Genomic DNA, 26,024 nt, shown 5'->3' on the forward strand with positions numbered 1-26,024 from the left:
CACCTGGGCCTCATGGGGAGGGGTTTGGCTCCCTGACGAGGATAGGACCGGTCTCACCGCCCCCTGGCCGTCCTTCTGGGGCTTCCCGGCAGTCTTTAGTCTTTCCGGGACGGGACGGTCGGTCAAGGGTGGCCGAAGGCCATCGCGAAGCGACGCGACGAAGGAGCGCCCTTGAGGGACCGGCCCGGCACGGAAGGACGGTGGACTGCCGGGAAACCCCAGACCCTCCCCTGATCCCGATCCACTGCACCCCGCCCCCGTGGCCCCGGGCAGCGGGCCCCGAGCTCCGGGCAGCGCCCCCGCCCGTACCCCCCGACCAACCCCAACCCCCGCTAGAGGTAGTCCTCCAGGCGGCCGATCTTGTAGCCCTGTTCCTGGATGTGCTGGAGCATGCGGGTGGTCATCTGGATCTCCGTCGCGCCCTTGAGCTCCGAGGGGCCGCGGAAGTGGGCCAGGATGATGTCACCCGGCTGGAGGGCGGAGCCCTCGGCGTACTGGAAGTTGTTGATCTGCATCGACGCGCGCCACAGGACGACCGAGGAGATTCCGCACTCGGAGGCGGCCTTGAGGGTGTCGTCGTTGTAGTTGCCGTACGGCGGGCGGAACAGCGTGGGGCGCTTTCCGAAGCGCTTCTCCAGGCGTTCCTGCTGGCCGCAGATCTCCTTCTTCTGCGCCGCGAACGGCAGCGTGCGCAGGTTCGGGTGGGTCAGCGTGTGGTTGTTCACCGTGCTGCCCGAGCCGTTGTCCCGGAGCTTCTCGAAGTGCGAGTAGTCCGCCGAGGCGATGTTGTCGGTCAGGAACATGCTGATCGGCAGCTTCAGATCGGCCGCCATCTTCAGGAACTCGGGGTCCTTCTCCGCGCCGTCGTCGAAGGTCAGGAAGACGACCTTGTCCGTCGGCGGGACGGGTATTCGGTCCACCACGACCGGCCTGCCCGGGGCCGCCTTGGACAGTTGGGGCTTCTGCGCGGGCTTGGGGGCGTACTGGAGCGGGGCGCTCAGGCCCCATTTCCGGTACGCGTCGTCCCCCGCGGAAGCGGAGGCCGAGGGGACCGCGGAAGACCGCGCGGACGGGGAGGCCGATGCCGTCCCCGTCGCCTGCGCGGTCTTGCGGCCGAGCCGTTCGATGGGATCCACGCTGTTCCCGCACCCCGTCAGGGACAGCGCGAGCGCGCCGGCCGTCAGCGTCCCGGCTACCAACCGACGCGCGTACTTCACAGGTAGTCCTCCAGGCGGGCCACGGCGTATCCCTTGTCCGTGACGGTCTTCATGACATGACGGATCATGTCAGGCATCGTGCCCTTCCAGTCCTCCCGGCCGCGGAAATGAGTCAGGATGATGTCGCCGGGGTGGAGGTCGCGATCCCATTCGCGGTAGTCCATCCGGTTCACGAACGCCTCGGCGTTCCACAGCGGTACGGCCTTGATGCCGCAGGACTTCGCCGCGCGCAGCGTGTCCTGGTTGTAGTTGCCGTAGGGCGGCCGGAAGAGCGTCGGGCGCTTGCCGAACTGCTTCTGGATCGTGTCCTGCTGGCCGCAGATCTCCTCGCGCTGCTGCTCGTAGGAGAGCCCCGGCATGTAGCGGTGGTTCAGCGTGTGGTTGTTCAGCGTGACGCCGGCGTCCTGCATCCGCTTGAAGTACGGGTAGTTGTCGCGGACGAGGTAGTCGCTGAGGAACGCCGTGTACGGGATCTTCAGCTCCTGCATCATCTTGACGAACTCGGGGTCCTTCTCCGCGCCGTCGTCGATGGTGAGGAAGACGACCTTGTCCTCGGTCGGGACGGTGGTGAAGACCGGGGGCAGTTCGTCCTGGCCCTCGACCTCGAAGCCGTCGCGCGTGGTGATCTCGGGCTTCGTCTTCGGGGCGGCCGGGGCCATGAGCGGCGTCTTGACCAGACCCCACTTCTTCGCGGCCGCGATCCGGGCCTGCTGGGCGGCCTTGGCCTGCTCGGCGGCGTTGGCGAGGGCGCCGGCCGCGCCGGGGCCCGCTTCGCCGGCCGCCTTCGTCTTGGCCGGCGCTCCCGAGTCCCCGGCCCCGCACCCCGTGCCCAGGGCGGCGACCAGCAGTGCGGCCAGTGCCACGCCGTACCGGCCGCGCGGGCGCGCCGCGAGCCGGTGACCATACTGCGCAGTATTTCCCTTTTGTCGTACTAGCTGCATAGCTGCGGATCCTTACACCGCGCGGCGCCCCGGCGCGGACGACACCACGGCCGGAGTCCGCCCTTCCACCGACTGGCCGACAATGGGACCGTGACCCCCGAAGACTTCGCCGCGCTGCTCACCCCCGAGGGCCGCGCGCTCCTCGACTCCCTCCGCGACCACGACCCCGCCCAGGAGCTGGCCCTCGCCACCCGGCTGCGCCGCGAACACCCGGCCCCGCTGGTGTCGGCGGCCCTCGGGCAGGCCCGGCTGCGGCAGCGGGCGGTGGCGAAGTTCGGGGCCGAGGACGCGTTCCGGATGTACTTCACCCCCGGCGGCGGGGAGATGGCCACCCGCGCGTCGGTGGCCTCGTACCGCGCCGGGCGGCTCGCGGCGCTGGGCGTACGGAGCGTCGCGGACCTGTGCTGCGGCATCGGCGGGGACGCGCTGGCGCTGGCCCGGCTCGGGATCCGGGTGCTGGCGGTGGACGTCGACCCGCTGACGGTGGCCGTCGCGCGGGCCAACGCCGAGGCGCTGGGGCTGGCGGACCTGATCGAGGTCCGGGAGGCGGACGTGACGGGGGTCGACGTGTCCGCGTACGAGGCCGTCTTCATCGACCCGGCGCGCCGCGGCGGCCGCGGGCGGATCTTCGACCCGGAGTCGTACTCGCCGCCGCTGTCCTGGGCCGTGGAGACCGCCCGCGCGGCCCGCCACGCCGCGATCAAGATCGCCCCGGGGATCCCGCACGAGGCGGTTCCGGCCGAGGCCGAGGCCGAGTGGATCTCCGACCACGGGGACGTGAAGGAGGCCGTGCTGTGGTTCGGCACCGCCCCGGGCACGGTGCGCGCCACCCTGCTGCCCGGTCCGCGCGAGCTGCTGACCGCCGCACCGCTGCCGGACCCGGAGGCGGGCCCGGTCGGGCGCTACCTCTACGAGCCGGACGGGGCCGTGATCCGCGCGCACCTCGTCGCCGAGGTGGCCGAGCACCTGGACGGCCGGCTGATCGACCCGACCATCGCCTACATCACCGCCGACGAGCTGCGCGCGACGCCGTACGCGACCGCGTACGAGATCACGGACGTGCTGCCGTTCGGGCTGAAGAAGCTGAAGGCGCTGCTGCGCGAGCGCGAGGTCGGCATCCTGACGGTGAAGAAGCGCGGCTCGGCGATCGAGCCGGAGGAGCTGCGCCGGAAGGTGAAGCCGCAGGGCCCGAACTCGGCGACGGTCTTCCTGACCCGGGTCGCGGGCGCCCCCTCGATGCTGATCGGGTCGCCGGCCTAGGCCCAGGCGCTAGGCCGCCAGGTCACTCAGCGTGCGGCGGCCCGCAGGGGCCGGCGCGGGGGCGGGGCGGGTGGCGCGGGCCGTCCAGCGGTGGTGGGTGGCGGCCTTGGCGGCGCCCAGCAGTCCGGTGATCCACAGGATCATGCCGAGCCCCACGAGGCCGAAGACCTGCCCGTACGGGGTCACGCCCGGGCGGCTCCCGGCCGCCGCCGCGAAGGCCACCCAGAGCCCGCAGGCGCCGAGCGCCAGCGAGGCGGCCAGCCAGACGAGGCCGCGTACGGGGGCGCGCAGGGCGGGGTCGGCTACGGGCTCCCGGCCGGCCCCGACCCAGGCGCACAGCAGCTCGTGCTCGTACCGCTCGCGCCGGGCGCCCCGGACGAACCAGATCCCGGCGGGGACCAGCACGCCCAGCGCGAACGCCGCGTACACCACCCCGAAGAGGGACCGCACGGCGTCACCGGCCTCGAAGGAGGCCACCGCCAGCCCGGCGAAGGCCCAGCCGAGCGCGAAGGCCGCGGCGACCGCCCACAGCAGGGCGAGGCGCCGCAGGCCCAGGCCGCGCCGGCTCAGCTCGGCGAGGTGGCGCGCGCGGTCGGCCCGTACGACGGACTCGTCCAGCCACTCGCGCAGGTGCGCGGGCGGCGGCGGAGGCGGGAGCTCACGGCTAGGCATGCCGATGACCCTAGGGGCGGCCGCTCCAGCCCCGCCGCAGTCCCGCTCGACGGGTGCTTCAGCCGCCCGTGACCTCGACCGATGCGAACCGCCAGCGGTGCACCGCCCGGGTGATGAGGTCCGCGGCGGGCTCCGGCAGCTCGGGCAGCTCCGCCGAAACGCCCTCGGGGGCCTCCCACCAGGTGATCACCAGGATCCGGTCCTGCGGGGCCCGGAGCACTTCGCGGCGCAGCGGTTCCCGGGCCAGGATCTGGGCGCGGGCCCACTCCAGGAGCTCGTTGCCCCGGCCGTCGGCGGCCCGGGCCTCCCACATCAGCGCGACGGTGCTCATGAGTACAGGTTGTCCTTGCTGAGCTCGTGCACGTGGTCGTGATCGTGTGCGTGGCCGTGGCCGTGGCCGTGCGCATGGCCGTGGCCACCGCCGGAACCGTCGCCGTCGCCGTGCCCGCTGCCCGGCACGTGCGGGTCCGTCACCGGCAGCGAGGAGTCCGCGGACAGGTCCCAGTCGGAGGCCGGCCGGTTGCGCCGGACCATCTCCGCGCCCAGCGCCGCGACCATCGCGCCGTTGTCCGTGCACAGCTTCGGACGGGGCACCCGCAGGATGATCCCGGCGTCGTCGCAGCGCTCCTGCGCGAGCGAGCGCAGCCGCGAGTTGGCCGCCACGCCGCCGCCGATCATCAGGTGGTCCACGCCCTCGTCCTTGCAGGCGCGGATCGCCTTGCGCGTCAGCACGTCCACCACGGCCTCCTGGAAGGACGCCGCCACGTCACGCACCGGCACCTCCTCCCCCGCCTTGCGCTTGGCCTCGATCCAGCGGGCCACCGCCGTCTTGAGGCCGGAGAAGGAGAAGTCGTACGCCGCGTCGCGCGGCCCCGTCAGCCCGCGCGGGAAGTTGATGGCCTTGGGGTCGCCCTCGCGGGCGAGCCGGTCGATGACCGGTCCGCCGGGGAAGCCCAGGTGCAGCACGCGGGCGATCTTGTCGAACGCCTCGCCCGCCGCGTCGTCGATGGTCGCGCCGAGCGGCCGTACGTCGCTGGTGATGTCCGGGGCCAGCAGCAGCGAGGAGTGCCCGCCCGACACCAGCAGGGCCATCGTCGGCTCCGGCAGCGGGCCGTGCTCCAGCTGGTCGACGCAGATGTGCGAGGCCAGGTGGTTCACCCCGTACAGCGGCTTGCCCAGCGCGTACGCGTACGCCTTGGCCGCCGAGACGCCCACGAGCAGCGCGCCCGCGAGGCCGGGGCCCGCCGTGACCGCGATGCCGTCGAGGTCGCGGGCGCTGACCCCGGCCTCCTTCAGGGCGCGTTCGATGGTCGGGACCATCGCTTCCAGGTGGGCCCGGGAGGCCACCTCGGGCACGACCCCGCCGAAGCGGGCGTGCTCGTCGACGCTCGACGCGATGGCGTCGGCGAGCAGGGTGGTGCCGCGGACGACGCCCACGCCGGTCTCGTCGCAGGAGGTCTCGATGCCGAGGACGAGCGGTTCGTCAGCCATGGGTCTCACCTTGTAGGGGTACGGAGCTTGCAGGATCGGAAAGGCGCATCACGAGCGCGTCGACGTTGCCCGGCTGGTAGTAGCCGCGCCGGAAGCCGATCGGCTCGAAGCCGAAGCGCTCGTACAGCTTCTGGGCACGGGTGTTGTCGACCCGGACCTCCAGCAGCACCTCGGCGCATTCGAAGTCGGTCGCGGCGCGCAGCAGTTCGGTGAGCATCCGGCCGCCGAGGCCGGTGCCCCACTGGTCGCGCGCGGCCGCGATGGTCTGTACGTCGCCCAGGTCCCCGGCGGCGGCCAGCCCGGCGTAGCCGACCAGGCGGCCGTCCGGGGTCTCGGCGACGAGGTAGCGGCGGGTGGCGTGCGGGCCGCGGGCGTGGGTGAGCTCGGACCAGAACATCCCGGCCGACCAGGCGTCGTCGGGGAACAGCTCGGTCTCCAGCTCCAGCACCGGTTCGATGTCCCACCAGCGCATTTCGCGGAGCACCGCGGTCGCGGCCGTCACTTGGGGGTGACCACCTTGTAGTTCTTGGGCACCTCGGCGTCGGGCCGCCGCAGGTAGAGGGGGGTCGGGGGCAGGAACTCCGCGCCCGCCGCGAGCCGCTCCGCGGCCAGGGCCGCCAGGGCCGCCGCCGACTGGTGGACGGGGGCGCGGGCGTCGGGGAACACCTCCGGGTAGAGCTGCGCGCCCTGGCCGACGGCGGGCAGGCCCGCCACGCGCCCGGCGATGTCGGCGGGGCGGTCCACGGCGGGCTCGCCGGTGCGGGTGCGGGGGTCCTCGTAGCGCGCCCAGTACACCTCCTTGCGCCGCGCGTCGGTGGCGACGGTGAACGGGCCCTCGATCCCGGCGGCGCCGGCGGCGTACGCCAGGCCGTCGAGGGTGCACAGGCCGTGCACGGGGACGCCGAGGACGGCGGCGAAGGTGGAGGCGGTGACGAGGCCGACGCGCAGCCCCGTGTAGGGGCCGGGGCCGACCCCGACGACGATGCCGGTGACGGCTTCGAGCTTGACCCCGGCGTCGGCGAGGACGGCGTCGACGGAGGGCAGCAGCAGCTCCCCGTGGCGGCGGGCGTCGACCTGGTTCGACTCGGCGAGGACGGACTCCCCGTCGTGCAGGGCGACGGTGACGGCGGGCGTGGCGGTATCTACGGCGAGCAAGAGCACGCGAACAGCCTACGACTCCGCGGCCCCGGGGCCTTGCGGCCGGTCGCGGGGGGACCCGGCTGCTACCTTTCGACCCGGGGACACGACCGGGACTCGACCCGGTGTGCGAACCGGCCCACGGCCGGGCGTCCCCGGTCGGTGACGCAGGCGCGGAGAGGTGGAGCAAGGTGGCACGCAGCAGCTCGGGAATCGTGGCCGGGCTCACCGCCGCGGCGATCGCCGCCATCGGCTTCCTCGGCTGGCAGGCCTCCGCGACGGCGCCCGCGCATCCGGTCCGCACGGCTCCGAAGACCCCGGCCGCGGAGCAGAACCAGGCCCCCGCCAAGCAGGACCCCGCGAAGGCGACGGCGCTGCCGGCCGATTCCGGGACCGGGATGCGGGTCGTGTACTCGGTGTCCCAGAAGCGGGTGTGGCTGGTGGCGGAGGACGGCCGGGACCCCCGGTCGTTCGCGGTGACCCCGAACACGGTGCACCCGCTGCCGGGCACCTACGTGGTCGGCTCGCGCTCGGGCACGGTCACCGGTACGGACGGGGTGCCGATCGAGCACGTCGTGCGGTTCGCCAGCACGGACGGGATCACGATCGGGTTCAGCGCCCGCGTGGACGGCGCGATGCCGGCGCCGGATCCGGCGAAGAAGGCGGGCGGCATCCGGATGTCGCGGGCCGACGGCGACGCCCTGTGGGCCTTCGCCACGATCAACTCGAAGGTCGTCGTCGTCCTCTGACGCAGGACGCACCCCCTCTGAAGCACCCCGCACCGCACCGCAATTGCACCCGAACGGGTGATCAGGCCGCTTCCGATTCGGGGGCGGCCCGTTCCGTTTCGTGCCCGGCCGCGCCGCTCTCCGCCTCCGGGCACGGACCCGACGCCGCCCGTGCGGGCGGCGTCGAGACGGCCGTGGCGGCCGCGCCGGCCGCGAGCAGGGCCCGCATCGACACGACGGGCGCTCGCTCTGCTCCTGCTGCCGGCATGGCTGCCTCCTGAGACCCGGGACACCGGCTTCAGCCCGAACTTAGGCAGACCTAACCAGCGCTCGGTACCATGTGACCACGGGTGCCCGTGCCGGCGCAATATTTTCCCGACGCCTTGTCGGTACGTTGTCGGTACCTACGAGAGCGACGCCTACCGCGCGGCCGCCCGGGCGAGCTCCGCCAGCTCGGCCCCGGCCCAGCGCGCCCCGACGCCGCGCAGCGCGACCTCGCGCACGTCGTCCAGGACCTCCTCGTGGCCGACCGCCCGGCCGATCACCACGTGCAGCCGGTCGTCGGAGAGCTCCTCCACCTTGCCGTCGCCCCACTCCACGACGACCACGGACTCGGGCAGCGAGACGTCGAGGTCCAGGTCCTCCATCTCGTCCAGGCCGCCGCCCAGCCGGTACGCGTCCACGTGCACCAGCGCCGGGCCGCCGCTCAGGGACGGGTGTACCCGGGCGATCACGAAGGTCGGCGAGGTCACGGCCCCGCGCACGCCGAGCCCCTCCCCCAGCCCCCGCGTCAGGGTGGTCTTGCCCGCGCCGAGCTCGCCGGTCAGCAGCACGAGGTCGCCGGGGCGCAACAGCCCCGCGATACGGCGCCCCAGGTCCTGCATGGAGGCGGGCGAGTCGACGGTGATCAGGGTTTCGGCGGCGGCCTCGGCCAGGGCCTCAGCCGCCGGGCTGCGCGGTGCTTCCCGCGGTACTTCTTCCATGCGTCCCCACGTTAGCCGCTGCGGGGACGGCTCCGGTGCGCGCCAGCAGCCCGGTCAGCAGCCCGTTCACGATCTCCGGGCGCTCCAGCATCATCAGGTGCCCGGTGTTCTCCAGCACGACCAGCTCGGCGGCCGGCAGCGCCTCCTTGATCGCCACGCTGTGCTCGGCCGGGGTGATCATGTCCCGGTCCCCGGCGACGACCGTCACCGGGATGTCCGCGAACAGCTGGAGCGCGGCGCCCTTGTCGTGGGTCTGGAAGGCGGGGTAGAACTCCGCGACCACGTCGATCGGGGTCGCCTCGATCAGCCGCTCGGCGAAGCGGGCGACGCCGGGATCCACGTCCTGGGACCCGAACGAGTACAGCTTGATCATCCCGGCGAACAGGTCGGCGGTGGCCCGACGGCCCTTCTCCACCAGCTCCACCTGCGAGCCGAGCGCCTTGAGCACCCCCGGCAGGAGCCGGCGCACCGCGCCCAGCCCGACGGCGGGCAGCCCGTACGTGACCTGGTCGAGCCGGCCGCTGGAGGTGCCCACCAGCGCCACCCCGCGCACGCGCTCGCGCACCAGATCGGGGAACTGCTCGGCGAAGGCCATCACGGTCATGCCGCCCATGGAGTGGCCGACCAGGACGAGCGGCCCCTCGGGCGCGGTGGCGTCGATGACTGCCTTCAGATCGCGGCCGAGCTGGTCGATGGTCACCGGTTCGCCGTCGGCCTGGGCCAGGCCCCGGTCGCTGCGGCCGTGGCTGCGCTGGTCCCAGTAGACGGCCCGGACCGTTCCGCGCAGGGCGGCGCGCTGGAAGTGCCAGGCGTCCTGGGAGAGGCAGTAGCCGTGGCAGAAGACGACGGTGGTCCCGGCGGCCGGGGACTTGCGGCTCAGCCGGCGCTTCTTTCCGGCGGGCTCGGCGGGCGGCTCGTCGGTCTCGTAGTAGAGCTCGGTGCCGTCCTCCGCCCGGCAGGTGCCCTCGGTGCCGCGCAGCGCGCCGTAGTCCCCCGCCGCATCCAGCGCGAGGCGCGCCTTCATGCGGATGCCGCGCCCCACGGTGATGCGTTCGACCGCGACACCGGCCGCGGCTCCCGCCGCTATGACACCGATGGCGGCGCCGGCCCAGCCGGCCTTGCGCCAGTTCTCGCTCACGACGTCACCGTCCTCACCTCAGCCGCCCAGGTACACCCGGGGGACCCGACCTCCGATACGGGTGACGATCTCATACGCGATCGTGTGTGCCGCTTGAGCCCAGTCCTCGGCGGTGGGTTCGCCCAGCTCGGCGTCGCCGAGGAGGACGGCCTCGTCGCCGACGCGGGCCTCGTCCGTGCCGAGGTCGACGACGAACTGGTCCATGGCGATCCGCCCGGCGGCCCGCCTGATGCGGCCGCCGACCAGCACCGGCCCGCGGCCGGAGGCGGCCCGCGGCAGCCCGTCCGCGTAGCCGGCCGGGACCAGGGCGAGACGGGTCTCGGACTCGGTGACGTAGTGGTGGCCGTAGCTCACGCCGTGCCCGGCGGGGACGGACTTGACCAGGGCCAGGGAGGCCTTGAGCCGCATGGCGGGACGCAGGCCCAGCTGGGCGGGGGTGCCGAGCTCGGGCGCGGGCGAGACCCCGTAGACGGCCAGGCCGGTACGGACGAGGTCGTAGTGGCTCTCGGGGAGCGTGAGGGTGGCCGGCGAGTTGGCGATGTGCCGGACCTCGGGGTCGACGCCCTCCTTCTCCGCGTACGCGAGCATGTCGCGGAAGGCGTCGAGCTGGAGCTGGATCGAGGGGTGGCCGGGCTCGTCGGCGCAGGCGAAGTGCGACCAGACGCCGGTGACCCGGACGGTGCCCTCCGCCTCGGCGGCGACGGCCGCGCCGACGAGTTCGGCCCAGTCGGCGGGCTGGCAGCCGTTGCGGCCTAGGCCGGTGTCGGCCTTCAGCTGGATCCGGGCGGTCAGGCCCGCCGCGCGGGCGGCCTCCCGCACCTCGTCCAGGGCCCACAGGCCGCTCACCGACACGTCGATGTCGGCCTCGATGGCCTCCCGCCAGGGCCCGCCGGGGGTCCACAGCCAGCACATGACGCGGCCCTCGATGCCGGCGGCGCGCAGGGCGAGCGCCTCCTCGGGGGTGGCGGTACCGAGCCAGGTGGCCCCGGCCTCCTGGGCGGCGCGGGCGCACGGGACGGCCCCGTGCCCGTAGGCGTTCGCCTTGACGACGGCCATCAGCTGGGCCCGGGGGGCCCGTGCGCGCAGTGCGCGTACGTTCTCCCGTACTGCGTCAAGATCGATCTCGGCGTACACGCGCGGCGCTCTCTCGTTCATCGCCCCCAGTCTCTCAGAACCCCCGCCCCGCCTCCCCTCCGACCGCCCCGGGCCGGGCGCCGCCGACCGGGGCCGGGTCAGGTCCCGGCGGTGCGCCAGGCTCGGGGGAGGGCGGCGGCCACCTCGTGCGCCAGGACCGGGGCCCCGTCTGCGGCCAGCCGTCCCGCCAGTCCGTGGAGGTACGCCGCCACCGAGCCCGCGTCCGGCCCCGACAGCCCGCCCGCCAGCAGCGCCCCCGCCAGCCCCGACAGCACGTCCCCGCTCCCGGCGGTGGCCAGCCACGGGGTGCCGGTCGGGTTCACCCGTACCGCCCGGGCGCCGGCGCCGGAGGCGACCAGCGTCGTCGACCCCTTCAGCAGCGCCGTGGCCCCGTAGCGCCCGGCCAGCTTCCGTACGGCGGCCAGCCGCCCGGCCTCCACCGACTCCCTCGGCACCCCCAGCAGCGCCGCCGCCTCCCCCGCGTGCGGGGTCAGCAGGGTCGCGGCCCGCCGGCCCCGCACCACCTCGGGGTCCAGCCCCCGCAGCCCGTCGGCGTCCACCAGCACCGGCACGTCCCGGTCGGCCAGCGCCCGGGCGACCTCCGCACCGCGCCCGTCCCCGAGGCCCGGACCGACCACCCACGCCTGCACCCGGCCCCGGCCGACCAGCACCTCCGGGTACCGCGCGAGCACGGCGTCGGCCGCCGGGCCCACGTACCGCACCGCGCCCGCGCCGCCCCGCAGCGCGCCCGCCACGGCCAGCACCGCCGCGCCCGGGTACTGCTCCGACCCGGCGAGGATCCCGACCACACCCCGCCGGTACTTGTCGCTGGACGCCGTCGGCGCGGGCAGCAGCGCCGCCACGTCGGCGTCCTGGAGGGCCTCCACCTCCGGCGCCGGCAGCTCCAGCCCGATCCCGATCAGCCGCACCGCGCCCACCCGCGAGGCCCCGGGGTCGATCAGCAGCCCCGGCTTGTACGCCCCGAAGGTCACCGTCACGTCGGCCCGCACCGCCGGTCCCGCCACCTCACCGGTGTCCGCGTCCACCCCGCTCGGGAGGTCCACCGCGACCACGAGGGCGCCGTCGGGGATCCGTTCCGCCAGCGCGGCCGCCGCCGGCCGCAGCCCGCCGCGGCCACCGATCCCGACCAGCCCGTCCAGGACGAGGTCCGCGTGCCGCGGCACCGACTCCTCGACCCGGCCCCCCGCGGCCCGCAGCGCGGCCAGCCCGCCCGGATGCATCCGCGCCGGATCCATCGGCACCGCCGTCACCCGGGCGCCGCGCCGCGCCAGCCGCGCGCCCGCGTACAGCGCGTCGCCGCCGTTGTCCCCGGGCCCGGTCAGCAGGACCACCCGGGCGCCGTACACCCGCCCCAGCAGCCCCGCGCAGACGGCGGCCAGCCCCGCCGCGGCCCGCGCCATCAGGGCGCCCTCCGGCAGCCGTGCCATCAGCTCGCGCTCGGCGGCCCGTACGGTCTCCACGCTGTAAGCAGTACGCATGCCCCCAGCCTGCCCGAAGCCGCCCGGGGCAGGCGCTCACCCCTCGGCGATCACCACCGCGGACGCGACCCCGGCGTCATGGCTCAGCGAGATGTGCCACGACCTCACCCCGAGCGCCCGCGCCCGCGCCTCGACCGTCCCGGACACCCGCAGCCGGGGCTGCCCCGACTCCTCCACGTACACCTCGGCGTCCGTCCACAGCAGCCCGCCGGGCGCCCCCAGCGCCTTGGCCAGGGCCTCCTTCGCCGCGAACCGGGCGGCGAGCGAGGCGGTTCCGCGCCGCTCGCCGCTCGGCAGCGTCAGCTCGGCGTCGAGGAACAGCCGTCGCGCCAGGTTCGGCGTCCGCTCCAGCGCGGCGCCGAACCGCTCGATCTCGGCCACGTCAATCCCCACACCGACAATCACCAGAACAACCCCACTAGCGCGCTACTCCACGGTCACCGACTTGGCGAGGTTACGCGGCTGGTCCACCTCGTTGCCCCGCGCCGTCGCCAGCTCGCAGGCGAACACCTGGAGCGGCACCGTCGCCACCAGCGGCTGGAGCAGCGTCGGGGTCGCCGGGATCCGGATCAGGTGGTCGGCGTACGGGACCACGGCCTCGTCGCCCTCCTCCGCGATCACGATGGTCCGCGCCCCGCGCGCCCGGATCTCCTGGATGTTCGAGACGATCTTGTCGTGCAGGACCGAGCGGCCGCGCGGCGACGGCACGACGACCACCACCGGCACGTCCTGCTCGATCAGCGCGATCGGCCCGTGCTTGAGCTCGCCCGCCGCGAAGCCCTCGGCGTGCATGTACGCCAGCTCCTTGAGCTTGAGCGCGCCCTCCAGCGCCACCGGGTACCCCACGTGCCGCCCCAGGAACAGCACGGTGTTCTTGCCGGCCAGCGACCGGGCGAGCTCGCGTACGGGCTCCATCGTCTCCAGCACGGTTTCCACGGCCCCGGCGATCTCCGACAGCTCCCGGATCACCGACTCGATCTCGTCGCCCCACTTCGTGCCCCGCACCTGCCCCAGGTACAGCGCGACGAGGTAGCAGGCGACGAGCTGGGTGAGGAACGCCTTCGTGGAGGCGACGGCCACCTCCGGCCCGGCGTGCGTGTACAGCACGGCGTCCGACTCGCGCGGGATCGTCGACCCGTTCGTGTTGCAGACGGCCAGCACCTTCGCGCCCTGCTCGCGCGCGTGGCGCAGCGCCATCAGGGTGTCCATGGTCTCGCCGGACTGCGAGATCGCGATCACCAGCGTCCGCTGGTCGAGGATCGGGTCGCGGTAGCGGAACTCGCTGGCCAGCTCGGTCTCGCACGGGATGCGGGTCCAGTGCTCGATGGCCAGCTTCGCGATCATGCCCGCGTGGTACGCCGTACCGCAGGCCACGATCACGACCTTGTCCACCTCCCGGAGCACCGTGGCGGGGATGCGCACCTCGTCGAGGGTCAGCAGGCCGCTCGCGTCGATGCGGCCCAGGAGGGTGTCGGCGACGGCCTTCGGCTGCTCGGCGATCTCCTTGAGCATGAAGTAGTCGTAGCCGCCCTTCTCGGCCGCCGAGGCGTCCCAGTCCACGTGGTACGCCCGCACGTCCGCCGGCGCGCCGTCGAAGCCGGTCACCGTGACCCCGTCGCGGCGCAGTTCGACGACCTGGTCCTGACCGAGTTCGATCGCGGACCGGGTGTGGGCGATGAAGGCGGCCACATCTGAGGCGAGGAAGTTCTCGCCCTCCCCGACGCCCACCACCAGGGGGGAGTTGCGGCGGGCGCCGACCACCACGTCGGGCTCGTCGGCGTGCACCGCGACCAGGGTGAAGGCTCCCTCCAGCCGCCGGCACACCTGCCGCATCGCCTCCGCGAGGCCGCCCGCGGCGTCGAACCGCTCCGCGAGCAGGTGCGCGACGACCTCGGTGTCCGTCTCGGACTCCAGCCGGTGCCCGCGCTCGGCGAGTTCGGTGCGCAGCGCGGCGAAGTTCTCGATGATGCCGTTGTGCACGACGGCCACCCGGCCGGAGTTGTCCAGGTGGGGATGGGCGTTGACGTCGGTGGGCGCCCCGTGGGTCGCCCACCGGGTGTGCCCGAGCCCGGTGGAGCCGGCCGGCAGCGGCCGCTGGACGAGCTCCTTCTCCAGGTTGACCAGTTTCCCGGCCTTCTTGACGTTGGCGAGCCGCCCGTCGGCGAGCACCGCGATCCCGGCCGAGTCGTAGCCGCGGTACTCCAGCCGCTTCAGTCCGGCGATGACCACATCGAGCGCAGACTGCGCTCCCACGTAACCCACAATTCCGCACATAGGCCGCAGCGTACGCCGTAGTTGGCCCCGTGCCCCGCACCTGAACACGACGAAACCCCGCCCGGCGAATCGCCGGAGCGGGGTTGACGCCGGGGCCGGGCGGTGCCGGCCGGCGGGTCAGCCGAGCTTCTTGACCTGCGTGTCGATCAGGGTCTTCGGGGACTCCGCCGTGCCCATGAGGCTGATGGAGCTGAAGGTGGCCACCGTGGAGCCCTTGCGCGCCATCACCGTCAGCAGGGTGGCCTTGTCGCCGTCCTCCAGGTCCATGGTGAGGGCGAGGCTGACGGCCTCGTCGCCGGCGCTGACGGCCGGGCCCGCGGCGACGCTCTGGTACTTGGTGGTCTCGCCCCCCGCGGTGGCGGAGAAGCCGCCCGCACAGATCTGCCCGGCGGTCTTGAAGGCCGCGAGGGTCTCCTGGGCGCCCTGGCCGTCGTAGGAGGACAGGCCGGTCATCGTCGTGGTGATGCCCAGCGCCTTCTTGACGGCCTCCGCCTTCTCCTCGTCGGAGGCGCCGGCGGCCGGGTCCTTCGGCTTGGCGCCCAGCGCGGTACGGGCGACCCCGGTCGGCTTGCCGATCTTCTGGAGGGACTGGCTCTGCGCCAGGACCTTGCAGGCGGGCTTGTCGGTGGTGATCGGCGTCTGGTCGGACTGGGCGAGCTTGGCGCCCGCGTCGGCCTTCAGCAGGTAGTCCGGCACCTCCGCCTGCGTGACCAGCAGGGCGGTCAGATCGGCGTCCGTCTTGCCCTTGGCCGCCGCCACCGGGGCGCTCGACGCCGCGGAGGGCCGCGCGTCCGGCTTGGCGTCGCCCTTCCCGTCGGCCTTGTCGGAGCCGCAGGCGGTGGCGAGCAGGGCCAGGGACACCGCGGAGGCGGTCAGGACGGTACGACGGACGAGTGCGGTGCGCACGATGGATCTCCCCCAGAAAAAATGAACACCGCCAGGACCCGGATCGGCGCGGCGGTGACGATCAATCTACGGTCCGTGCCCCGCCCGGCCCCCCTCGGCCCGGCGCGCCGGGGCCAATCGTGATCCGGATGAGACGGGACGTGCGTCCGATCGAGACCCGGTCGCGTACAACCCCCCGCCACCTGCGGCTTCCGTCCCGCCCGGGCCCGCACGTGACCCACCCCACCACCCGCGCACGACCCACGTGCGACACACAGCCCCGACAATGGCTCTGTGATCACATCGCCGACGCGTTGCACGCCGGGCTCCGGGCCGGAGCGCTCAGGCCCCCGACGGGTGCCCGATGCCTCCCCCTACGTCGATCTCACGCGGGCCGAGTGGAGCGCCCTGCGCGAGCGGACGCCGCTGCCCCTGACGGCGGCGGAGGTCGAGCGGCTGCGCGGCCTCGGCGACGTCATCGACCTCGACGAGGTGCGGGACGTCTACCTTCCGCTCTCCCGCCTGCTCAACCTGTACGTCGGCGCCACCAGCAACCTCCGCGGCACCCTGAACACCTTCCTCGGCGACGCCGGCAACGGTCACGGCGCCCAGCAGGGCACCCCCTTCGTCATAGGGGTCGCCGGTTCGGTCGCCGTCGGCAAGTCCACGGTGGCCCGTCTGCTCCAGGCCCTGCTGGCCCGCTGGCCGGAGCACCCGCGGGTGGAGCTGGTCACCACGGACGGGTTCCTGTACCCGATGAAGGAGCTCCAGCGGCGCGGCCTGACCTCGCGCAAGGGCTTCCCGGAGTCCTACGACCGCCGCGCGCTGACCCGTTTCGTCGCGGACATCAAGGCGGGCAAGGACGAGGTCAAGGCCCCGGTGTACTCACACCTGATCTACGACATCGTCCCCGGCGAGCAGCTCGTCGTGCGCCGACCGGACATCCTGATCGTCGAGGGGCTGAACGTCCTCCAGCCGGCCCTGCCCGGCAAGGACGGCCGCACCCGGGTCGGCCTGGCCGACTACTTCGACTTCAGCGTGTACGTGGACGCCCGCCCCGAGGACATCGAGCGCTGGTACCTCAACCGCTTCCGGAAGCTGCGCGAGACCGCGTTCCAGAATCCTTTCTCCTACTTCCGCAAGTACACCCAGGTCTCCGAGGAGGAGGCCCTGGAGTACGCCCAGACGATGTGGCGGACCATCAACAAGCCCAACCTGCTGGAAAACGTGGCCCCCACCCGCGGCCGCGCCACCCTCGTCGTGCGCAAGGGGCCCGACCACAAGGTGCAAAAGCTGAGCCTGCGCAAGCTCTGACCGCCGCCGGGCCCCGGGCGCCGCTAGGGTGCGGCCATGCTGCACCTACGGATGATCACCCCGCCGGAGCGGACGGAGGACGCGGTCGCCGTCGTCGAACGGACGGTCGGCACCACGCACCTCGTCGTCCTGCGCGGCGCGGCCCGGGTACCGCCGGGAGACCTCGTGCTGTGCGACGTCGCCCGCGAGGCCGGCGACGAGCTGCTGAAGGCGCTCCAGCACCTGGGCATCGACAAGGACGGCTCGATCGCCGTCGAGAACATCGACCTGTCGCTGTCCGAGCGGGCCGACGCGGCGGAGGAGGAGGCTCCCGGCGAGGCCGCCGACGCGGTCTTGTGGGAACAGCTCACCGAGGCCACCCACGAGGAGTCCACGCTCACCTTCACCTACTGCGCGTTCATGATGCTCGCGACCATGATCGCCGCCTGCGGTGTGGTCCTCGACAACGCGATCCTCATCGTCGGCGCGATGGCCGTCGGCCCGGAGTTCGGCCCGCTCGCCGGGGTGTCCGTCGGGGTCGTGCAGCGCGCGCCGCGCCTCGCCCTGCGCTCCCTGATCGCCCTGCTGGCCGGCTTCGTCGTGGCCATGGTGGCCACCACCGTCTTCAGCCTGGGCATGGACGCGATCGGCCAGTTCCAGCAGGGCATGCTGGAACAGCCCCGGCCGAACACCGGCTTCATCTGGCAGCCGGACCCGCTCTCCTTCGTGGTCTCCCTGCTGGCGGGCGTGGCCGGAGTGCTCTCCCTGACCTCCTCGAAGTCGGGGGCGATGGTCGGCGTCGCCATCTCGGTGACCACCGTCCCGGCCGCCGCGAACGCCGCCGTGGCGCTCAGCTACGGGGAGTTCGCCCAGATGTGGGGCTCGGCCGCACAGCTGCTGCTGAACCTGGGCGGGATCATGCTCGCGGGCATCGTGACCCTGTCCGCCCAGAAAGCACTGTGGCGGACCCAGCGGGGTCGCTGGGTCCGCCGGGCCAAGGGCGCCAAAGCCCCCGGCCGCTGAGCCGGCCGGCCGGGTCAGCCCAGCGCGGACTTCACCACGTCGGCCAGCCGTCCGGCGACCGCGCGGGCCTGCTCGATGTCGGCGGCCTCCACCATCACCCGTACGAGGGGCTCGGTACCGGACGGACGCAGCAGCACCCGGCCGGTACCGCCCAGCTCCCGCTCTGCGTCGGCGACGGCCGCGGCCAGCTCCCCGGAGGTCGTGACCCGGGACTTGTCCACGTCCGGGACGTTGATCAGGATCTGCGGCAGCCGCGTCATGACGCCGGCCAGGTCGGCCAGGGAGCGCCCGGTGGCCGCGACGCGCGCCGCCAGCATCAGGCCGGTCAGCGTGCCGTCGCCGGTCGTCGCGTGGTCGAGGATGATCACGTGGCCGGACTGCTCGCCGCCGAGCGCGTAGCCGTGCTCCTTCATCGACTCCAGCACGTAGCGGTCGCCGACCCCGGTCTGCACGACCTGGATGCCCTCGGCCTCCATGGCCAGCTTGAAGCCCAGGTTGGACATGACGGTGCCGACCACGGTGTTCTCGCGCAGCTGGCCGGCCTCGCGCATGGCGAGCGCCAGCACGGCGAGGATCTGGTCGCCGTCGACCTCGGCGCCGGTGTGGTCCACGGCCAGGCAGCGGTCGGCGTCGCCGTCGTGCGCGATGCCGAAGTCGGCGCCGTGCTCGACCACGGCCTGCTTGATCAGGTCCAGGTGGGTGGAGCCGCAGCCGTCGTTGATGTTCAGGCCGTCGGGCTCGGCGCCGATCGTGACGATCTGCGCGCCCGCCCGGGCGAAGGCCTCGGGCGATACGTACGAGGCCGCGCCGTGGGCCTCGTCGAGGACGACCGTGAGGCCGTCGAGCCGGTTCGGCAGGACCGCGATGAGGTGGGCGACGTACTTGTCGAAGCCCTCGGTGTACTCGGAGACGCGGCCGACGCCGGAGCCGGTGGGGCGGTCCCAGGGAGCGCCGGTGCGGTGCTCGTCGTAGACCGACTCGATGCGGTCCTCCAGGTCGTCCGCCAGCTTGTGGCCGCCGCGCGCGAAGAACTTGATGCCGTTGTCGGGCATCGCGTTGTGGCTCGCGGAGAGCATCACGCCGAGGTCGGCGCCCAGCGCACCGGTGAGATACGCCACCGCCGGGGTGGGCAGCACACCGACGCGCAGGACGTCCACGCCCGCGCTGGCGAGGCCCGCGACGACCGCGGCCTCCAGGAATTCGCCCGACGCGCGCGGGTCGCGGCCGACGACCGCGGTGGCCCGGTGGCCCGCGAAGGTGCCCGCCTCGGCCAGTACGTGCGCGGCCGCCACGGAGAGGCCGAGCGCGAGCTCGGCCGTCAGATCCGCGTTGGCGACGCCTCGTACACCGTCCGTCCCGAAGAGTCGTCCCACTGTTGTCCTCCCGAGTTCACGCTTCGCAATGTGACCGCTTGTGACAGGTATTTGCCGCTTGTGGCGGTAAACGAACCGCCCCGGCAGCACAGAGAGTGCTGCCGGGGCGGTTTCGTTGCAGAACAGCAGGCGCAGATTAACGCTTGGAGTACTGCGGAGCCTTACGGGCCTTCTTGAGACCGGCCTTCTTGCGCTCGACCGCACGGTCGTCGCGGGAGAGGAAGCCGGCCTTCTTCAGCGCCGGGCGGTTGTTGTCCACGTCCGCCTCGTTCAGCGCACGGGCCACGCCGAGGCGCAGCGCACCGGCCTGACCGGAAACGCCGCCACCCGAGATGCGGGCGATGACGTCGTAGCGGTTGTCCAGCTCAAGGAGCTTGAACGGCTCGTTGACTTCCTGCTGGTGCACCTTGTTGGGGAAGTAGTCCTCAAGGGTGCGACCGTTGATCTTCCACTTGCCGGTGCCCGGAACGATCCGGACGCGGGCGATGGCGTTCTTGCGACGGCCCAGGCCGGCGGCCGGCTGGGGGTCGCCGAAGCGGCCGGCAAGGGACTCGGAGGTGTAGTCGCCCTCGACGACGACCTCAGACTCGGTGGTGTACTCCTCGACGCCCTCGAACTCTTCGACGGGGGTCTCGGCGGTGGTCTCGGCCACGATGCTCCTCAGAATTTTCTACGTCTTAGGGGGTGGCCGGAACTACTGCGCGACCTGGGTGATCTCGAACGGCACCGGCTGCTGGGCAGCGTGGGGGTGCTGGTCGCCCGAGTAGACCTTCAGCTTCGAGAGCATCTGACGGCCCAGGGTGTTCTTGGGGAGCATGCCCTTGATGGCCTTCTCGACGGCCTTCTCCGGGTTGTTCGCCAGGAGGTCGTCGTAGCGCACCGAACGGAGACCGCCCGGGTAGCCGGAGTGGCGGTACGCCATCTTCTGGGTCGCCTTGTTGCCGGACAGGTGAACCTTGTCGGCGTTGACGATGATGACGAAGTCGCCCATGTCCATGTGGGGGGCGTAAGTCGGCTTGTGCTTACCCCGCAGGAGGGCAGCGGCCTGGGTCGCCAGACGGCCGAGGACAACGTCCTGGGCGTCGATGACGAGCCACTGGCGCGAGATGTCGCCGGGCTTGGGGCTGAACGTACGCACGCGTATGCCTTCGCTTCTTCAGTGGTGGGTCATCCCCGGGGGGTGAGCCCGAGGGACGGGTCCTGACATGGGTCACCACGGACGATCACGACAGCCCTGGTTCACATCGGGGACGCAACCCGTGTGTACCGCTGGTCATCGGCCCGGTGGACCGGCGTAAGGCAAATTCACGTGAGAATGAGCAAGCCAATACGCATAACGAACCAGCAGGGTACCCCTGAAGACCTGGAAGGGTCAAAACGCGGTCCGCTGCCCCGTCTGCACGGGGGTAGCGGCGCACTCCGGTTCGGTCCTGGGTGGGGACCCCGTAGTTCGTACAGATTCCAGGGTAACCCGGCCCGGCCGCAGCCCGCGCCACCCGAGCAGTCCCGCGAGCGCGCACAGGGTCACCATGTCCCGGAACGCCCGTCTCTTGTGCTCGAACTCCGAGGGCCACGGGATCCCCGCCAGCTGCGGCCCCAGCGCCGCCCAGAACCAGGGGGACCGCGGCAACGAGCCCTCCCGCACCCCCGACGCCAGCAGCAGCGGGAGCACCACCAGCAGGTAGTGGTCGAAGGACGGCCGCGACACCAGGAATGCGGCGAGCATCACCAGGCAGGCCGTCTCCACGAGCCTCAGCTCGCCCGCGTCGGCCTCGCCCTCCGTACGCCGCCACCGCACCCACGCCCCCCACAGCCCGGCCGCCGCCCCCGCTCCCGCCAGCAGCACCGCCGCCGGCTCCGGCACCCCCAGCCGCGGCAGCGCCGCGATCGGCGAGGCGTCCCAGGGCAGCGCGTAGGCGTCCTGGCCCTGGAAGAGGAACGGCAGCGTCTTGGTGAAGAACAACGTCGGGCTCGGCATCAGCAACGCCCCCACCAGCGACATCGCCCCCGGCACCAGCACCGCCGCCGCCAGCCCCCGCCACTGCCGGGCCAGGACGAACAGCAGCCCGAGCGGTACCAGCATCGGCTTGCAGGCGATGGCCAGCCCCACCACCAGGCCCGCCGCGGCCCACGAACGCCGGTGCGCGAGCAGCAGCGCCACCGGCAGGGCGGCCGCGGAGATCGCCGTCCAGTTGCCGATCAGCACGAGGTTCGCGTACGGCTTGTAGGCCAGCGCCAGCAGCCCCAGGCCCCCCACCGCGAAGCGCGAGCACAGCGGCACCGCGAACAGCCGCAGCGCGGCCCACCAGCCGATCCCCACCAGCCCCGTCATCCCCACCGGCAGCAGCCAGCGCAGCACCGCCCTCGGCAGCAGCGCCTCCGGCACCGCCATGATCACGGCACTCGGCAGGTACAGGAACCGCTTGTCCTCGTACGGCGAGACCCCGGCCAGCAGCGCGTCCGCCGCCTTGACCACGAAGGCGTTGTCCGAGCCCCAGTTCGACCGCAGGCTCGTCGACACCGCGACGGTCAGCAGGACCGCCAGCGAGAGCGCCCGCCACGACCGCGGAGCCGGCTCCAGCAGCCAGGCCACCCTGCGCCCGGCGGCGGACGGACGATCCCACTTCATGAGCCAGATGCTAGGCCGCAGCCCCACGACGCCTCCCCCTCGACCCGCAGGGGTGTGACGGCCCCGGCGCTTCCGATCGGCACGCTCCGTCGTCCGTCGAACGCGCGGGCCGCTCGTCAGCGCTTCCGCTCGACCCTGCGTTCGTCCCAGACGGGCTCCTGAGTCTCGCGCACAACACCGTCCGAACCGAAGACCAGGTAACGGTCAAATGTGCGGGCGAACCACCGGTCGTGGGTGACGCACAGGACGGTGCCGTCGTACGCCTCCAGCCCGTCCTGCAAGGCCTCCGCCGACTCCAGGTCGAGGTTGTCCGTCGGCTCGTCCAGCAGCAGCGCCGTCGTGCCCGCCAGCTCCAGCAGCAGGATCTGGAAGCGTGCCTGCTGACCGCCCGAGAGCCGCTCGAAGGGCTGGTCGCCCTGCCGCTCCAGCTCGTAGCGGCGCAGGGCGCCCATCGCCTGTCCCAGCGGCTTGGCCGCCTCCGTCCACAGGATGTCGACCAGGGTGCGACCGAAGAGCTCGGGGTGGGCGTGGGTCTGCGCGAAGTGGCCGGGGATCACGCGCGCACCGAGCTTCCACGTACCCGTGTGCTTGACGTCCTCCCCCGCCAGCAGTCGCAGGAAGTGCGACTTCCCGGAGCCGTTCGAGCCGAGGACCGCGACCCGCTCCCCGTAGAACACCTCCAGGGAGAAGGGCTTCATCAGCCCGGTCAGCTCCAAGTTCTCGACCGTGAGCGCGCGCACGCCCGTGCGGCCGCCCTTGAGCCGCATCTTGATGTCCTGCTCGCGCGGCGGCTCCGGCGGCGGGCCGGCATCCTCGAACCGCTTGAAGCGGGTCTGCATCGCGTGGTACCGCGAGGCCATGTCGGGGCTGCTCGCGGCCTGGCCGCGCAGCCGCAGCACCAGGGCCTTGAGCCGGGCGTGCTCCTCGTCCCAGCGCCGCTTGAGCTCCTCGAAGCGGGCGAAGCGCTCCTTGCGGGCCTCGTGGTACGTGTCGAAGCCCGCGCCGTGCACCCAGACGTCGGAGCCCGTCGGGCTCGCCTCCAGGCTGATGATCTTCTCCGCAGCCTGCGTCAGCAGTTCCCGGTCGTGGGAGACGAACAGCACCGTCTTGCGGGTGGCCTTGAGCTGTTCCTCCAGCCACCGCTTGCCCGGGACGTCCAGGTAGTTGTCCGGCTCGTCGAGCAGCAGCACCTCGTCCGGCCCGCGCAGCAGCGCCTCCAGGACGAGGCGCTTCTGCTCACCGCCGGAGAGCGTGCGCACCTCGCGGAACTGCGCCGAGTCGTACGGGATCGCCAGCGCGGCCATCGTGCAGACGTCCCACAGCGTCTCCGCCTCGTACCCCTGTACGTCCGCCCAGTCGCTCAGCGCCTGCGCGTAGGCCATCTGGGCGGCCTCGTCGTCCACCGTGAGGATCAGCTGCTCGGCGTGGTCCACGGCCTTGGCGGCCTCGCGGATCCGGGGCTGGGCCACCGAGACCAGGAGGTCCCGTACGGTCGTCTCGTCGCGGACGGAGCCCACGAACTGCGACATCACGCCGAGGCCGCCGGAGACGGTGATCCCGCCGCCGTGCGGCTGGAGCTCGCCGGAGATCATCTTCAGCAGTGTGGTCTTGCCGGCCCCGTTCGCCCCGACGAGGGCGACGACCGACCCCTCCCCCACCCGGAAGGAGACGTCGGGGAGCAGGACCCGCCCGTCGGGAAGGTAGTACTCCAGGTGGCTGGCTTCGAGATGTCCCATGCCGGGCATTGTCCCGGTCCGGCGCCGATCCACCCAAACTGATTAGCAGCAGCCCTTGCCCGGCAGGGTCCGCAGGTTGCGGGCCTCCTTGCTGCGGGCCGCGAGCAGCTCGTCCGCCGGGTAGCCGACCTCCTCCAGGGTCAGCCCGTGCGGCTTCACCACGTGCACCGAGGAGTCCCGTACGGCTGCGGCCAGCACCCGCCCGGGCCACTCCACCGGCCGGTGCCCGTCGCCGACGTGCAGCAGGGCGCCGACGAGCGAGCGGACCATGTTGTGGCAGAAGGCGTCCGCCCGCACGGTCGCGGTCACGATCCCGTCCCCGCCGCGCTCCCAGCTGAGCTGCTGGAGCGTCCGGATGGTCGTGGCGCCCTCGCGCTTCTTGCAGTACGCGGCGAAGTCGTGCTCGCCGAGCAGCGCGGCGGAGGCCTCGTTCATGGCGTCCACGTCCAGCGGCCACTGGTGCCACAGCACGTGCCCCCGGCGCAGCGGGTCCACCCCGGCCTGGTGGTCGCCGACGCGGTACGCGTAGCGGCGCCAGATCGCCGAGAAACGGGCATTGAAGCCCTCGGGGGCCTCGGCGGCCCGCCACACCCGTACGTCGTGCGGCAGGCGCCCCGCGAGGCGGCGCAGCAGCTTGTCGTGGTGCTCGGCCCACACCTCCTCGGCGAGGTCGAACTGGGCGACCTGCCCGCGCGCGTGCACCCCGGCGTCGGTCCGCCCCGCCACGGTCAGGTCGACCGGTTCCCGCAGCCGCATGACGGTCTGCAGCGCGCTCTCCAGCTCGCCCTGGACGGTCCGCAGCGTGCGCTGCTTCGCCCAGCCGGAGAAGTCCTTGCCGTCGTAGCTCAGGTCCAGCCTGACCCGGACGTGTCCGGGCTCCACCTCGTCACTCACGTGACAGATCCTCTCAGAACGTGCGGAAACGCAGAACGGGCCCGCCCCGGTAAGGGGGCGGGCCCGTTCAGAGCCGATCAAGCAAGCTCGATCCCGGAGCGGGATCAGGCCTCCTTGGTCTCCTCGGCGGCGGGCGCCTCGGCGGCCTCGGTCTCGGGGGCCTCGGCCTTGGCCTCCGCCTCCTTCACCGCGCGCTTGGTGGCGGCCTCGGCCTCACCAGTGGCCTGCTGGGCGACCGTCAGGGCCTCGACCAGCTCGATGACCGCCATCGGGGCGTTGTCGCCACGACGGTTGCCGATCTTGGTGATGCGCGTGTAACCACCGGGGCGGTTCTCGTAGCGCGGGGCGATCTCGGTGAACAGCGTGTGCACGATGCTCTTGTCCGTGATCGTCTGCAGCACCAGGCGACGGTTGTGGATGTCGCCCTTCTTGGCCTTGGTGACCAGACGCTCGGCGTAGGGACGCAGGCGACGGGCCTTGGCCTCGGTGGTGGTGATGCGGCCGTGCTCGAAGAGCGCCTTCGCGAGGTTCGCGAGGAGGTGCTTCTCGTGCGCGGCGCTGCCGCCCAGACGGGCACCCTTTGCGGGACGCGGCATGGTGTTACTCCTTCATATCTGCACCGGCCGTGTCAGGTACCGGTGACAGTTCCCCCGGGGCGGACGCCCCGGGAAAGTCTTCCTTGCGAGCCGAAGCTCAGTACTGCTCTGTCTCGACGAAACCGGCGTCCGCGTCGTCGTCGGCGCCGAAGGCGTCGGCGGCGGCGGTCGGGTCGAATCCGGGCGGGCTGTCCTTGAGGGCCAGGCCCATGCCGGCCAGCTTCGCCTTGACCTCGTCGATCGACTTCGCACCGAAGTTGCGGATGTCGAGCAGGTCGGCCTCGGAACGCGCCACGAGCTCACCCACGGAGTGGATGCCCTCGCGCTTGAGGCAGTTGTACGAGCGGACCGTGAGCTCCAGCTCCTCGATCGGCAGCGCCAGGTCGGCGGCCAGGGCCGCGTCCGTCGGCGAGGGGCCCATGTCGATGCCCTCGGCGTCGATGTTGAGCTCGCGGGCCAGACCGAACAGCTCGACCAGGGTCTTGCCGGCGGACGCCATGGCGTCGCGCGGGCGCATGGCCTGCTTGGTCTCGACGTCGACGATCAGCTTGTCGAAGTCGGTGCGCTGCTCGACTCGGGTCGCCTCGACCTTGTAGGTGACCTTGAGGACCGGGCTGTAGATGGAGTCGATCGGGATGCGGCCGATCTCCTGGCCCAGCTGCTTGTTCTGGACGGCGGAGACGTAGCCGCGACCGCGCTCGACGGTCAGCTCCATCTCCAGCTTGCCCTTGCCGTTGAGCGTGGCGAGGACCAGGTCCGGGTTGTGCACCTCGACACCGGCCGGGGGCGCGATGTCAGCAGCGGTGACCAGGCCGGGACCCTGCTTGCGCAGGTACATCACGACCGGCTCGTCGTGCTCCGAGGAGACGACCAGCTGCTTGATGTTGAGGATGATGTCGGTGACGTCTTCCTTGACGCCCGGCACGGTGGTGAACTCGTGCAGGACGCCGTCCACGCGGATGCTGGTGACAGCGGCACCCGGGATGGAGGACAGGAGGGTACGACGCAGCGAGTTGCCGAGGGTGTAGCCGAAGCCCGGCTCCAGCGGCTCGATCACGAACCGCGAGCGGTACTCGTCGACGACCTCTTCGGTCAGCGAGGGACGCTGAGCGATAAGCATG

General features: G+C 72.6%; 27 protein-coding genes. 4 read left to right on the plus strand and 23 right to left on the minus strand.

Going from position 1 to position 26,024, the window contains the following annotated elements; translation table 11 throughout:
• Window positions 1–332: 332 nt before the first annotated feature.
• Both ACFYYT_RS11080 and ACFYYT_RS11085 read right to left on the minus strand, forming a co-directional pair.
• Window positions 333–1,217, minus strand: coding sequence for a polysaccharide deacetylase family protein (locus ACFYYT_RS11080; RefSeq protein ID WP_351821680.1), 885 nt, complete (start codon window positions 1,215–1,217; stop codon window positions 333–335).
• Entirely contained in the window at window positions 1,214–2,158 is a 945-nt protein-coding gene (locus tag ACFYYT_RS11085; protein WP_385322194.1) for a polysaccharide deacetylase family protein, read from the minus strand. Before ACFYYT_RS11085 ends, ACFYYT_RS11080 begins: the two co-directional genes overlap by 4 nt.
• Window positions 2,159–2,230: 72 nt before the next feature.
• On the opposite strand from ACFYYT_RS11085, the gene ACFYYT_RS11090 reads away from it, so the two are divergent.
• Complete coding sequence (locus ACFYYT_RS11090) at window positions 2,231–3,418, plus strand: methyltransferase domain-containing protein (protein ID WP_351821694.1); 1,188 nt, start codon at window positions 2,231–2,233, stop codon at window positions 3,416–3,418.
• A gap of 9 nt (window positions 3,419–3,427) precedes the next feature.
• On the opposite strand, the gene ACFYYT_RS11095 is transcribed toward ACFYYT_RS11090, so the two are convergent.
• The 5 genes from ACFYYT_RS11095 to tsaB are packed head-to-tail and all read right to left on the minus strand — an operon-like array spanning window position 3,428 to window position 6,742.
• The gene (locus ACFYYT_RS11095) at window positions 3,428–4,090 is read right to left on the minus strand and encodes a hypothetical protein (RefSeq protein ID WP_351821674.1); all 663 of its coding nucleotides are present in this window, start codon (window positions 4,088–4,090) and stop codon (window positions 3,428–3,430) included.
• Window positions 4,091–4,148: 58 nt separating this feature from the next.
• Complete coding sequence (locus ACFYYT_RS11100; RefSeq protein ID WP_351821671.1) at window positions 4,149–4,421, minus strand: hypothetical protein; 273 nt, start codon at window positions 4,419–4,421, stop codon at window positions 4,149–4,151.
• Window positions 4,418–5,581, minus strand: coding sequence for a tRNA (adenosine(37)-N6)-threonylcarbamoyltransferase complex transferase subunit TsaD (gene tsaD, locus ACFYYT_RS11105; protein ID WP_351821668.1), 1,164 nt, complete (start codon window positions 5,579–5,581; stop codon window positions 4,418–4,420). Before tsaD ends, ACFYYT_RS11100 begins: the two co-directional genes overlap by 4 nt.
• The gene (gene rimI / locus ACFYYT_RS11110; protein ID WP_351821691.1) at window positions 5,574–6,053 is read right to left on the minus strand and encodes a ribosomal protein S18-alanine N-acetyltransferase; all 480 of its coding nucleotides are present in this window, start codon (window positions 6,051–6,053) and stop codon (window positions 5,574–5,576) included. Before rimI ends, tsaD begins: the two co-directional genes overlap by 8 nt.
• A gap of 26 nt (window positions 6,054–6,079) precedes the next feature.
• A complete protein-coding gene (gene tsaB / locus ACFYYT_RS11115; protein WP_351821665.1) occupies window positions 6,080–6,742 on the minus strand; it encodes a tRNA (adenosine(37)-N6)-threonylcarbamoyltransferase complex dimerization subunit type 1 TsaB in 663 nt (220 codons plus the stop codon).
• A gap of 167 nt (window positions 6,743–6,909) precedes the next feature.
• Here tsaB and ACFYYT_RS11120 point away from each other — a divergent pair, with 167 nt between their 5' ends.
• The gene (locus tag ACFYYT_RS11120; protein WP_351821663.1) at window positions 6,910–7,467 is read left to right on the plus strand and encodes a hypothetical protein; all 558 of its coding nucleotides are present in this window, start codon (window positions 6,910–6,912) and stop codon (window positions 7,465–7,467) included.
• Between the two features lie 61 nt (window positions 7,468–7,528).
• On the opposite strand, the gene ACFYYT_RS11125 is transcribed toward ACFYYT_RS11120, so the two are convergent.
• The 8 genes from ACFYYT_RS11125 to ACFYYT_RS11160 all read right to left on the minus strand — a co-directional run bounded on the left by ACFYYT_RS11125 (window position 7,529) and on the right by ACFYYT_RS11160 (window position 15,380).
• On the minus strand, window positions 7,529–7,714 hold the full coding sequence (locus ACFYYT_RS11125; RefSeq protein WP_351821661.1) for a hypothetical protein: 186 nt from the start codon (window positions 7,712–7,714) through the stop codon (window positions 7,529–7,531).
• 151 nt (window positions 7,715–7,865) lie between these two features.
• Window positions 7,866–8,429, minus strand: coding sequence for a tRNA (adenosine(37)-N6)-threonylcarbamoyltransferase complex ATPase subunit type 1 TsaE (gene tsaE / locus ACFYYT_RS11130; RefSeq protein ID WP_351821659.1), 564 nt, complete (start codon window positions 8,427–8,429; stop codon window positions 7,866–7,868).
• Complete coding sequence (locus tag ACFYYT_RS11135; RefSeq protein WP_351821656.1) at window positions 8,386–9,567, minus strand: alpha/beta hydrolase; 1,182 nt, start codon at window positions 9,565–9,567, stop codon at window positions 8,386–8,388. The genes tsaE and ACFYYT_RS11135 overlap by 44 nt, the downstream gene beginning before the upstream one ends.
• 18 nt (window positions 9,568–9,585) lie before the next feature.
• Window positions 9,586–10,722 (minus strand): alanine racemase, encoded by a 1,137-nt coding sequence (gene alr / locus ACFYYT_RS11140; RefSeq protein ID WP_351821654.1) that lies wholly within the window; start codon window positions 10,720–10,722, stop codon window positions 9,586–9,588.
• A gap of 77 nt (window positions 10,723–10,799) precedes the next feature.
• Window positions 10,800–12,200 (minus strand): NAD(P)H-hydrate dehydratase, encoded by a 1,401-nt coding sequence (locus tag ACFYYT_RS11145; RefSeq protein WP_351821651.1) that lies wholly within the window; start codon window positions 12,198–12,200, stop codon window positions 10,800–10,802.
• A 36-nt stretch (window positions 12,201–12,236) separates the two neighbouring features.
• The gene (locus ACFYYT_RS11150) at window positions 12,237–12,608 is read right to left on the minus strand and encodes a holo-ACP synthase (protein WP_351821688.1); all 372 of its coding nucleotides are present in this window, start codon (window positions 12,606–12,608) and stop codon (window positions 12,237–12,239) included.
• Between the two features lie 18 nt (window positions 12,609–12,626).
• Window positions 12,627–14,474 (minus strand): glutamine--fructose-6-phosphate transaminase (isomerizing), encoded by a 1,848-nt coding sequence (glmS, locus tag ACFYYT_RS11155; RefSeq protein WP_351821648.1) that lies wholly within the window; start codon window positions 14,472–14,474, stop codon window positions 12,627–12,629.
• A 117-nt stretch (window positions 14,475–14,591) separates the two neighbouring features.
• A complete protein-coding gene (locus tag ACFYYT_RS11160; RefSeq protein WP_351821645.1) occupies window positions 14,592–15,380 on the minus strand; it encodes a hypothetical protein in 789 nt (262 codons plus the stop codon).
• Between the two features lie 273 nt (window positions 15,381–15,653).
• On the opposite strand from ACFYYT_RS11160, the gene coaA reads away from it, so the two are divergent.
• Together coaA and ACFYYT_RS11170 are read left to right on the plus strand one after the other, a co-directional pair.
• Window positions 15,654–16,673: a type I pantothenate kinase gene (gene coaA, locus ACFYYT_RS11165; RefSeq protein WP_385314884.1), complete on the plus strand. Its 1,020-nt coding sequence runs from the start codon at window positions 15,654–15,656 to the stop codon at window positions 16,671–16,673.
• A gap of 36 nt (window positions 16,674–16,709) precedes the next feature.
• Entirely contained in the window at window positions 16,710–17,675 is a 966-nt protein-coding gene (locus ACFYYT_RS11170) for a DUF389 domain-containing protein (RefSeq protein ID WP_351821639.1), read from the plus strand.
• 14 nt (window positions 17,676–17,689) lie between these two features.
• On the opposite strand, the gene glmM is transcribed toward ACFYYT_RS11170, so the two are convergent.
• From glmM to ACFYYT_RS11210, 8 genes are all read right to left on the minus strand, one after another.
• On the minus strand, window positions 17,690–19,048 hold the full coding sequence (gene glmM / locus ACFYYT_RS11175; RefSeq protein WP_351821636.1) for a phosphoglucosamine mutase: 1,359 nt from the start codon (window positions 19,046–19,048) through the stop codon (window positions 17,690–17,692).
• A gap of 136 nt (window positions 19,049–19,184) precedes the next feature.
• Window positions 19,185–19,700 (minus strand): 30S ribosomal protein S9, encoded by a 516-nt coding sequence (gene rpsI, locus ACFYYT_RS11180; protein ID WP_266574493.1) that lies wholly within the window; start codon window positions 19,698–19,700, stop codon window positions 19,185–19,187.
• 42 nt (window positions 19,701–19,742) lie between these two features.
• Window positions 19,743–20,186: a 50S ribosomal protein L13 gene (rplM, locus tag ACFYYT_RS11185; protein WP_073912858.1), complete on the minus strand. Its 444-nt coding sequence runs from the start codon at window positions 20,184–20,186 to the stop codon at window positions 19,743–19,745.
• Window positions 20,187–20,420: 234 nt separating this feature from the next.
• Window positions 20,421–21,677 carry a glycosyltransferase family 87 protein gene (locus ACFYYT_RS11190; protein ID WP_351821631.1) on the minus strand — a complete coding sequence of 419 codons (1,257 nt, stop codon included), beginning with the start codon at window positions 21,675–21,677 and terminating at the stop codon, window positions 20,421–20,423.
• A gap of 116 nt (window positions 21,678–21,793) precedes the next feature.
• Window positions 21,794–23,413: an ABC-F family ATP-binding cassette domain-containing protein gene (locus ACFYYT_RS11195; RefSeq protein ID WP_388607517.1), complete on the minus strand. Its 1,620-nt coding sequence runs from the start codon at window positions 23,411–23,413 to the stop codon at window positions 21,794–21,796.
• 42 nt (window positions 23,414–23,455) lie between these two features.
• Window positions 23,456–24,307, minus strand: coding sequence for a tRNA pseudouridine(38-40) synthase TruA (gene truA / locus ACFYYT_RS11200; RefSeq protein WP_351821626.1), 852 nt, complete (start codon window positions 24,305–24,307; stop codon window positions 23,456–23,458).
• Window positions 24,308–24,411: 104 nt separating this feature from the next.
• Window positions 24,412–24,903, minus strand: coding sequence for a 50S ribosomal protein L17 (rplQ, locus tag ACFYYT_RS11205; protein ID WP_351821623.1), 492 nt, complete (start codon window positions 24,901–24,903; stop codon window positions 24,412–24,414).
• A gap of 97 nt (window positions 24,904–25,000) precedes the next feature.
• Window positions 25,001–26,023: a DNA-directed RNA polymerase subunit alpha gene (locus ACFYYT_RS11210; RefSeq protein ID WP_008739666.1), complete on the minus strand. Its 1,023-nt coding sequence runs from the start codon at window positions 26,021–26,023 to the stop codon at window positions 25,001–25,003.
• Between the last annotated feature and the right edge of the window lies 1 nt (window position 26,024).

Source organism: Streptomyces sp. NPDC002032 (assembly GCF_042890765.1).
Taxonomy (GTDB): Bacteria; Actinomycetota; Actinomycetes; order Streptomycetales; family Streptomycetaceae; genus Streptomyces.

Coding starts and splice junctions, on each gene's coding strand:
- ACFYYT_RS11125 (WP_351821661.1), bottom strand. CDS start 7,714: ATGCCGGCAGCAGGAGCAGAGCGAGCGCCCGTCGTGTCGATGCGGGCC.
- ACFYYT_RS11145 (WP_351821651.1), bottom strand. CDS start 12,200: ATGCGTACTGCTTACAGCGTGGAGACCGTACGGGCCGCCGAGCGCGAG.
- rimI (WP_351821691.1), bottom strand. CDS start 6,053: ATGCGCTGGTGGGACATCGAACCGGTGCTGGAGCTGGAGACCGAGCTG.
- ACFYYT_RS11085 (WP_385322194.1), bottom strand. CDS start 2,158: ATGCAGCTAGTACGACAAAAGGGAAATACTGCGCAGTATGGTCACCGG.
- ACFYYT_RS11190 (WP_351821631.1), bottom strand. CDS start 21,677: ATGAAGTGGGATCGTCCGTCCGCCGCCGGGCGCAGGGTGGCCTGGCTG.
- ACFYYT_RS11100 (WP_351821671.1), bottom strand. CDS start 4,421: ATGAGCACCGTCGCGCTGATGTGGGAGGCCCGGGCCGCCGACGGCCGG.
- tsaD (WP_351821668.1), bottom strand. CDS start 5,581: ATGGCTGACGAACCGCTCGTCCTCGGCATCGAGACCTCCTGCGACGAG.
- rplQ (WP_351821623.1), bottom strand. CDS start 24,903: ATGCCGCGTCCCGCAAAGGGTGCCCGTCTGGGCGGCAGCGCCGCGCAC.
- ACFYYT_RS11210 (WP_008739666.1), bottom strand. CDS start 26,023: ATGCTTATCGCTCAGCGTCCCTCGCTGACCGAAGAGGTCGTCGACGAG.
- tsaE (WP_351821659.1), bottom strand. CDS start 8,429: ATGGAAGAAGTACCGCGGGAAGCACCGCGCAGCCCGGCGGCTGAGGCC.
- ACFYYT_RS11095 (WP_351821674.1), bottom strand. CDS start 4,090: ATGCCTAGCCGTGAGCTCCCGCCTCCGCCGCCGCCCGCGCACCTGCGC.
- alr (WP_351821654.1), bottom strand. CDS start 10,722: ATGAACGAGAGAGCGCCGCGCGTGTACGCCGAGATCGATCTTGACGCA.
- ACFYYT_RS11170 (WP_351821639.1), top strand. CDS start 16,710: ATGCTGCACCTACGGATGATCACCCCGCCGGAGCGGACGGAGGACGCG.
- glmS (WP_351821648.1), bottom strand. CDS start 14,474: ATGTGCGGAATTGTGGGTTACGTGGGAGCGCAGTCTGCGCTCGATGTG.
- ACFYYT_RS11195 (WP_388607517.1), bottom strand. CDS start 23,413: ATGGGACATCTCGAAGCCAGCCACCTGGAGTACTACCTTCCCGACGGG.